The organism is Kitasatospora sp. NPDC059817 (genome assembly GCF_042731835.1).
In the GTDB taxonomy this organism is placed as follows: domain Bacteria; phylum Actinomycetota; class Actinomycetes; order Streptomycetales; family Streptomycetaceae; genus Kitasatospora.
In genome coordinates this window covers 8,188-15,597 of sequence record NZ_JBHWIR010000168.1, presented here as the reverse complement: position 1 = coordinate 15,597, position 7,410 = coordinate 8,188, and the positions used below count along the sequence as shown (strand labels likewise).

At 72.3% G+C, this 7,410-nt stretch carries 7 protein-coding genes and 1 pseudogene; 3 read left to right on the top strand and 5 right to left on the bottom strand.

Going from position 1 to position 7,410, the window contains the following annotated elements:
- Positions 1-109: 109 nt before the first annotated feature.
- The 4 genes from ACFV61_RS28005 to clpS form a co-directional block, all read right to left on the bottom strand.
- On the bottom strand, positions 110-541 hold the full coding sequence (locus ACFV61_RS28005; RefSeq protein WP_063349211.1) for a Mov34/MPN/PAD-1 family protein: 432 nt from the start codon (positions 539-541) through the stop codon (positions 110-112).
- Between the two features lie 100 nt (positions 542-641).
- On the bottom strand, positions 642-2,084 hold the full coding sequence (locus ACFV61_RS28000; protein ID WP_380494547.1) for an amino acid permease: 1,443 nt from the start codon (positions 2,082-2,084) through the stop codon (positions 642-644).
- Positions 2,085-2,271: 187 nt separating this feature from the next.
- On the bottom strand, positions 2,272-2,844 hold the full coding sequence (locus ACFV61_RS27995; protein WP_363370280.1) for a DUF2017 domain-containing protein: 573 nt from the start codon (positions 2,842-2,844) through the stop codon (positions 2,272-2,274).
- A 102-nt stretch (positions 2,845-2,946) separates the two neighbouring features.
- Positions 2,947-3,240 carry an ATP-dependent Clp protease adapter ClpS gene (gene clpS / locus ACFV61_RS27990; protein WP_063351371.1) on the bottom strand — a complete coding sequence of 98 codons (294 nt, stop codon included), beginning with the start codon at positions 3,238-3,240 and terminating at the stop codon, positions 2,947-2,949.
- Positions 3,241-3,381: 141 nt separating this feature from the next.
- On the opposite strand from clpS, the gene ACFV61_RS27985 reads away from it, so the two are divergent.
- On the top strand, positions 3,382-4,698 hold the full coding sequence (locus ACFV61_RS27985) for a nicotinate phosphoribosyltransferase (RefSeq protein ID WP_380494545.1): 1,317 nt from the start codon (positions 3,382-3,384) through the stop codon (positions 4,696-4,698).
- A 293-nt stretch (positions 4,699-4,991) separates the two neighbouring features.
- A complete protein-coding gene (locus tag ACFV61_RS27980) occupies positions 4,992-5,582 on the top strand; it encodes an isochorismatase family protein (protein WP_380335172.1) in 591 nt (196 codons plus the stop codon).
- 58 nt (positions 5,583-5,640) lie between these two features.
- Here the strand turns inward: ACFV61_RS27980 and ACFV61_RS27975 are convergent, their stop codons facing one another.
- The gene (locus ACFV61_RS27975) at positions 5,641-6,648 is read right to left on the bottom strand and encodes a hypothetical protein (RefSeq protein WP_380335174.1); all 1,008 of its coding nucleotides are present in this window, start codon (positions 6,646-6,648) and stop codon (positions 5,641-5,643) included.
- Between the two features lie 256 nt (positions 6,649-6,904).
- Between ACFV61_RS27975 and ACFV61_RS27970 the strand changes: the two are divergent.
- Positions 6,905-7,410 (top strand): annotated as a pseudogene (locus ACFV61_RS27970) (hypothetical protein); the annotation flags it as partial.

The following is a 7,410-nucleotide window of genomic DNA, read 5'->3' as shown; positions in this document are numbered from 1 at the left end:
TGAGCGGCTCTCGCCGCCTCGCTCGCCCGGCGCGCCCCCGCGCCCCCCCCCGCCCCCCGCCCCGGCGGGGGGGCGCCCCCCCCCCCCCCCGCGCCCAGGTGGGTGCTGGTCAGGCCGGGTGGGCCTCGACGACCTGGACGTCTTCCTCTGTGATCTCGCCGTCCACGATGCGGAACGAGCGGAACTGGAACGGGTCGTCCTCGCCGTTGCCGTCGGCGGTGGAGACCAGGACGTAGTGGGCGAACGGCTCGGAGGCGTAGCTCACGTCGGTGCGCGAGGGGTAGGCCTCGGTGGCGGTGTGCGAGTGGTAGACGATCACCGGCTCCTCGTCGCGGTCGTCCATCTCGCGGTAGAGCTTGAGCAGGTCGCCCGAGTCGAACTCGTAGAAGGTGGGCGAGCGGGCCGCGTTGAGCATCGGGATGAACCGTTCGGGCCGTCCGCTGCCGGCCGGTCCGGCGACCACGCCGCAGGCCTCGTCCGGGTGGTCGGCGCGGGCGTGGGCCACGATCCGGTCGCGGAGTTCTCGGGTGATGGTCAGCATGCGGTCAGGATAGCCACGCCCCGGCGGGTGTCCGCCGGGGCGTCCGGAGCGCGGTCACCGGGTGTCCGCCACCTGGGCGTGGCGGCCCGGCGCCGGCGGTTCAGCCGCCGTTGCGCACGTGCAGGTGGTCGTGGGCGACGCCGTGGGCGGCCCTCGGGTTGCGGCGCTTGAGCACCTGGTAGCCGATCACCAGCAGGACGGCCCAGCCCGGGAAGACGTACAGCGAGATCCGGTTGACCGAGTCGAACGCGATCAGCACCACGACCAGGGCGAGGAAGGCGAGCGCGGTCCAGCTGGTCCAGGCGCCGCCGGGCGCCTTGAAGGTGGGCGGCGGCAGGTGTCCGGCCCGCCAGGCCTTGCGGTAGCGGATCTGGCAGATCAGGATCATCGCCCAGGTCCACAGGCCGCAGACGGTGGCGACGGAGGTGATGTACTCGAACGCCTTGGCCGGGACGAGGTAGTTGAGCACCACGCCGACGCCCATCAGCAGGCAGGAGAGGGTGATCGCGAAGGCCGGGGTGCGGTGGGAGTTGAGCTTGGTGAGCTGCCCCGGGGCCTGGCCGCGCAGGGCGAGGTCGCGCAGCATGCGGCCGGTGGAGTACATGCCGGAGTTGCAGGAGGAGAGCGCGGCGGTGAGCACCACGAAGTTGATGATGCCGGCCGCGGCCGGGATGCCGATCTTGCCGAAGGCGGCCACGAACGGGCTGACGCCGGGCTGGAACTCGGTCCACGGCACGAGCGAGAGGATGATCACCAGCGCGCCGATGTAGAACAGCATGATGCGCCAGGGCAGGGTGTTGATGGCGCGCGGCAGGGTCTTCTCGGGGTTCTCGCTCTCCCCGGCGGTGACGCCGACGAGTTCGACGCCCAGGTAGGCGAACATGACGATCTGCAGCGTCATCACGGTGGCGCCGATGCCCTTGGGGAAGAAGCCGCCGTCCTGCCACAGGTGGGTGATCGACGCGGTGTCACCGGCCTTGCTGAAGCCGAGGGTGAGCACCCCGATGCCGATCAGGATCATGCCGATGATGGCGGTGACCTTGACCATCGAGAACCAGAACTCGATCTCGCCGAACAGCTTCACCGAGATCAGGTTGGCCCCGTAGAGGATCACCAGGAAGGTCAGCGCACTGGCCCACTGCGGGATGTCGGGCGCCCAGAACCTCACGTACACGGCGGCGGCGGTGGTCTCCGCCATGCCGGTGACCACCCAGAACAGCCAGTACGTCCAGCCGGTCACGTAGCCGGCGAAGGGGCCGAGGAACTCGCGTGCGTACTCGGCGAAGCTGCCGGAGACCGGGCGGTAGGTGAGGAGTTCGCCGAGGGCGCGCATGATCACGAAGATCGCCACGCCGGCGACGGCGTAGGAGAGGATCAGGCTCGGGCCGGACCGGGAGATCGCGGTTCCCGCGCCGAGGAAGAGGCCGGTGCCGATGGCACCGCCGATCGCGATCATCTGGATCTGGCGGCTTCCCAGCCCCCGGTGATAGCCCTCCTCGTCCGGTTTCGCGTCGACCACGTCGTCGTACAGCTGCTCGGCCATGGTGCACCGTCCTGGGTGGGTCTCGTGGGGTGGAGAAGTCGTACCACGCAGGGTTCGGATAGCGGTGTTCATCTGAGCGTTATTTGAGCATGACCTGCTAGGGTTTGCCCGATTTAAAGAGAAATGCCCCGGCCATCCGTCCACATATTGGACGAATCGACCGGGGCCTGCCCGGAAACGGGCAGGATCAGTCCGCGATCGCCTCCAGGAGCGTCTCCTGGAGCGCCCCCAGCCAGACGTACGCCATCACCAGCGGCTTGCGGTCGTCCTCGTCCGGCAGCTCATAGAGCTCCTCGTCGTCCTCGCTGACCTCCAGCTGGACGCCCAGGGTCAGCCGCAGGTCGTTGAGCGCGCCCAGCCAGCGCAGGCCGTCGGCGGGGTCCAGCTTGAGCACCCCGCCCTCGCCGCCGAGCCGGTCGAGCATCCGGACGACGTGCAGGGCGTCCTCGCGCTTGCGAGTCCGCAGGTCCACCTCGGTGTAGCGACGGAACTCGCCCGAGGCGGCCCGGCTCTCCTGGTCCTCCGGCCCGGCCGGGTCGCCGTAGGCGTCCGGGAAGAGCCGGGCGAGCATCGGGTTGGCCGGCGCCTCGGTCGGGCCCTCGGCGAACAGCGCGGCCAGCGGATCGCCGCCGTCCCCGCCCGGGCCGGGCCCGATCAGCTGCAGGATCCCCACCTCCAGGGAGCGCAGGATGGAGGCCTCCAGCTCGTCCAGCGCGATCGTCGCGCTCCCGCCGCCGGCACTCTCGAACAACCCAGCCATGTCTATCGGTCAGCCCGTCTTCGTCGTCTCGGGTGGGGTACCGGCTCCGCGGCCGCGGCAACACGCGCCGCGGCCGCCGCGCTGCGGTCGGTCGTGCTGCGGTCAGTCGTGCTGCAGCGTCGCCCAGAGGCCGTAGCCGTGCATCGCCTGGACGTCGCGTTCCATCTCCTCGCGGGAGCCGCTGGAGACCACCGTCCGGCCCTTGGTGTGCACCTCCATCATCAGCTTCCTGGCCTTGTCCTTCGGGTAGCCGAAGTAGGCCTGGAAGACGTACTGGACGTAGCTCATCAGGTTCACCGGGTCGTTGTGCACGATGGTCACCCAAGGCGTGTCCGGCTCCACCACCGGTAGTCCTTCGACCTCCGGGCGCTCGATCTCCACGGGCGCGACACTCACCGCCGGGTCCTCCTCGCTGCGCAGTCCGTCCACGCCTCTTCAGCCCCATGCTGCCATCCGGGGGACCCCCGGGCGATTCCGGACCGGCTCGCAGCACGAGAAATCGTCACTCTGACGCTAAGTGGTAGTAGCATCATCCGCATGGACGCCACTTCAGTGCGCGCGGCCGGTTCGACCGCGCTCCTCACCGACCGCTACGAGCTCACCATGCTGCAGGCCGCCCTGCGCAGCGGGGCCGCGCACCGCCGCTCCGTGTTCGAGGTGTTCACCCGCCGCCTGCCCAGCGGCCGCCGCTACGGCGTCATGGCCGGCACCGGCCGGGTGCTCGACGCCATCGAGGACTTCCGCTTCACCACCCCGCAGCTCGACTGGCTGGCCGGCCAGGGCGTGGTCGACGACGACACCCTGCGCTACCTCGCCGACTACCGCTTCGCCGGCGACATCCACGGCTACCCCGAGGGCGAGGTCTACTTCCCCGGCTCGCCGCTGCTCACCGTCGAGGGCAGCTTCGCCGAGGCGGTGATCCTGGAGACGGTGATCCTCTCAATCCTCAACCACGACTCCGCGATCGCGGCCGCCGCCTCCCGGATGACCGCCTCCGCCGGCGGCCGCCCGGTGATCGAGATGGGCGCCCGGCGCGCCCACGAGCAGGCCGCCGTCGCCGCCGCCCGGGCCGCGTACGTGGCCGGCTTCGCCGCCACCTCCGACCTGGAGGCCGGCTTCAGCCACGGCATCCCGACCACCGGCACCGCCGCCCACGCCTTCACCCTCGTCCACGACAGCGAGCGGGACGCCTTCCGCGCGCAGATCGCCTCCATGGGCAAGGGCACCACGCTGCTGGTCGACACCTTCGACCTGCGCGAGGCCGTCCGCACCGCCGTCGAGGTGGCCGGCCCCGAACTGGGCGCCGTCCGGATCGACTCCGGCGACCTCACCCTGCTGGCCCACCGGGTCCGCCGCCAGCTGGACGACCTCGGCGCCACGAAGACCCGGATCATCGTCACCTCCGACCTCGACGAGTACGCCATCGCCGCGCTCGCCGCCGCCCCGGTGGACGGCTACGGCGTCGGCACCAGCCTGGTCACCGGCAGCGGCCACCCGACCTGCGCGATGGTCTACAAGCTGGTCGCCCGCGCCGAGAGCGCGGACGGACCGCTGGTGCCGGTGGCCAAGCGCGCGGCCGGCGGCAAGACCAGCATCGGCGGCCGCAAGTGGGCCGCCCGCCGGCCCGACGCCGACGGCGTCGCCGAGGCCGAGGTGGTCGGCACCGGAGCGGTCCCCGCCGACCTTGAGCCGCATCTGATGCAGGTGCCGCTGGTGCGGGCCGGCCAGGCCGTCGGCCGCGAACCGCTCACCGCCGCGCGCGAACGGCACATCCGGGCCCGGGCCGCACTGCCGCTGTCGGCCACCCAGCTCTCCAAGGGCGACCCGGTCCTGCCGACCGAACTCGTGCTCTGACCCCGCCCCGGCCGACCGGCGCGGACCGGGAGCCGGCCCCGGGGCCGTCCGCCGGTCCGGCGGTTCGGCGGTCCGGCGGTTCAGCGGTCCGGCGGTTCGGCGGTTCGCGCCGGGCGCCGGCCCGGGGTCCGCCCCAGGCCTTCCGCCCCCGCACGCCACTCCCTAGAGTCAGCCGTAGAGTTCCCCCGGAGCTCCCCGAGAACCCCCGAGCCCCACTGCGGGCCGAGTACTCCCGAGGGCTCCCCCCACCGGCGCGCCACCACGGCCGCCCCCCACATCCGAGGATGCGAGCCATGCACCGGGCACTGATCGTCGTCGACGTGCAGAACGACTTCTGCGAGGGCGGCAGCCTGGCCGTCGCCGGCGGCGCCGAGGTGGCCGCCGCCATCACCGACCTGATCGTCGAGTCCTCCCCCGGCTACCAGCACATCCTCGCCACCCGCGACCACCACATCGACCCGGGCGACCACTTCTCCACCGAGCCCGACTACGTCACCAGCTGGCCGGTGCACTGCGTGGCCGGCACCGAAGGCGTGGGCTTCCACCCCAACTTCGCCCCGTCCGTCATCTCCGGCGCGGTCGAGGCGGTCTTCGACAAGGGCGCCTACTCGGCGGCGTACAGCGGTTTCGAGGGGCTGGACGAGAACAACCGCGGCCTGGTGGAGTGGCTGCGCGAACGGCAGGTCGACGAGATCGACGTCGTCGGCATCGCCACCGACCACTGCGTCCGGGCCACCGCCCTGGACGCCGCCCGGGCCGGCTTCACCACCCGCGTCCTGCTCGACCTCACCGCCGGGGTCGCGCCGGCGACCACCACCGCCGCGCTCGCCGAACTGCGGGCCGCCGGGGTCGAGTTGGTCGGCGCCCCGGTGGTTCGGGGGTAGCTCCGACTCCGGTTCGGGGGTAGCCACGGCTCCGGGTGCGGCTGGATCCGATCCGGAGCTAACCGACCATCAACTCCACCACGTCCGAACCGCCCACCCGGTGGGCCTCGCGCAGTTCGGCGCCGACCGCGTCCCGGTCGGCCGCGAGCCGGGCGCCGGAGACGTACACCACCCGGATCCCCAGGTACTCCATCCGGTGCTGGCCGCCGCGCACCCAGGCGGCCTCGCCCTCGCTGACGCAGCGCAGGTCCGAGTCCACCTCCACGGCAACGCCCTGCTCCGGCCAGTAGAGGTCGGGCACGGCGATGTACGTGCCGCCGCGCATCCGCAGCTCGGGGCCGACCAACGGTGCGGGCAGCAGACACTCGTCCACCAGTTCGCCGACCCGGTCCAGGACGAAGTCCCGCTCACCGGCCAGCAGTTCGTCCAGGGCGGCGCGCACCCGGGGCTCGCCGGTCAGCCCGGACTCGGTCAGCTCGGACGCCAACTCCCGTACGGTGCAAGGTCCGTCTGGCCTGGAGACGGCCTCGCGCAGCACCTCCCGCACCGGCATCGGGGCGCCACCCTCCTCCACGGTCCACTCGCACAGCGCGTCCGCGACCGCCCGGGCGACCGGTGCGCAGGCCAGGCCGTGCACCGAGCGGGCCACCAACTCCCGTTCGGTACGCAGGATCCGCACCTCCCCGGCGTCCTTCAGCCGGCGCTGGCGGGGCACCAGGACGTCCACCCCGATCACCGCCGGCAGCCGGGGCACCGCGGCGAAGCCGTACAGCGCGAGCGCGGCCGCACCGGTGATCACCGCGCCCTCGCGACGACCCTCCTCGCGACCGTTCTGCGCCGCGTACAGCAGGGCGGCCCACATCCGCTGCTCCGGGGTCGGCCCGTCGGACTGCAGCAGGTACACCCGGGGCAGCAGCCGCCGCCAGGGCCCGCCGCTACGGCAGTGCTCGGTGATGACCCGGGCCGGCACGCCCCGGGCGCGCAACTGGCTCGCGGTGACGACGTTCTGTTGACGCTTCGCCAGCTCCTCCAGGGACGGCGGCGGCGTGGGAATCCGGTAGCTCATGCGGACACCATCCCCAACCGCCCCGACCCGCCACCGGCCACCTGACGCACTGTTACCCAACCGTCGCGAAACCGGGATCAGCTCGCACTAAAGTCCCCATACCCTCACTCAATCGGAGTAATTGACGGTCGTCAGGTTGTCATATCTGATCGAAAACGATCGCCCACCAGGCCGCCTGACCCAGAGTGACCAAAGGCATACGCCGGGAGACCCTCCAGGCGTCAAACCCGCCCCGGGAATTGCCTAGGCTTGCGTCATGTCACGTGACGAGACCGCCGGCCTCCGCGCGGCCCAGCTCCGCCTTGGCCGTCTGCCCGGATACGTCCGCCGCCCGGACCCGGCCCGCCGCAGCGGCGAACAGGGCCATACGTACAAGAAGGGCTGGGAGGTCCGCTTCACCGCCCGCAGCGAGGCCGAGATAGCCGAGATCCGCGACCTCGTGGTCGCCGCCGGGTTCGCCCCGGCCAGACCCTTCTTCAAAGGCCACCAGCTCATCCAACCGGTCTACGGCATGGCCGCCGTCCAGGCCTACCTGGCCGCGAGACAGGCGGCCGAGGAACACGCCGCCCGCACCGCGCTCGGCCGCCGCCGACGAACCGCCGGCGGACACCCCGCCACCACCGGGCACTCCACCGGGCACCCCGCCGGCGCCGCACACCGGTGCGAACGCGAGGAAGCCGCCGCCGGAGCCGCCGGGGGGGGGGGGGGGGGGGCCCCGCCCCCCCCCCCCCCCACCCCCCCCCCCGCCCCCCCCCCGCCACA

Bases quoted from the DNA above. Each gene is read 5' to 3' on its own strand.
- ACFV61_RS27985 (WP_380494545.1), top strand. From the start codon at position 3,382: ATGGACGCCACTTCAGTGCGCGCGGCCGGTTCGACCGCGCTCCTCACC.
- ACFV61_RS27995 (WP_363370280.1), bottom strand. From the start codon at position 2,844: ATGGCTGGGTTGTTCGAGAGTGCCGGCGGCGGGAGCGCGACGATCGCG.
- ACFV61_RS27975 (WP_380335174.1), bottom strand. From the start codon at position 6,648: ATGAGCTACCGGATTCCCACGCCGCCGCCGTCCCTGGAGGAGCTGGCG.
- ACFV61_RS28005 (WP_063349211.1), bottom strand. From the start codon at position 541: ATGCTGACCATCACCCGAGAACTCCGCGACCGGATCGTGGCCCACGCC.
- ACFV61_RS27980 (WP_380335172.1), top strand. From the start codon at position 4,992: ATGCACCGGGCACTGATCGTCGTCGACGTGCAGAACGACTTCTGCGAG.
- ACFV61_RS28000 (WP_380494547.1), bottom strand. From the start codon at position 2,084: ATGGCCGAGCAGCTGTACGACGACGTGGTCGACGCGAAACCGGACGAG.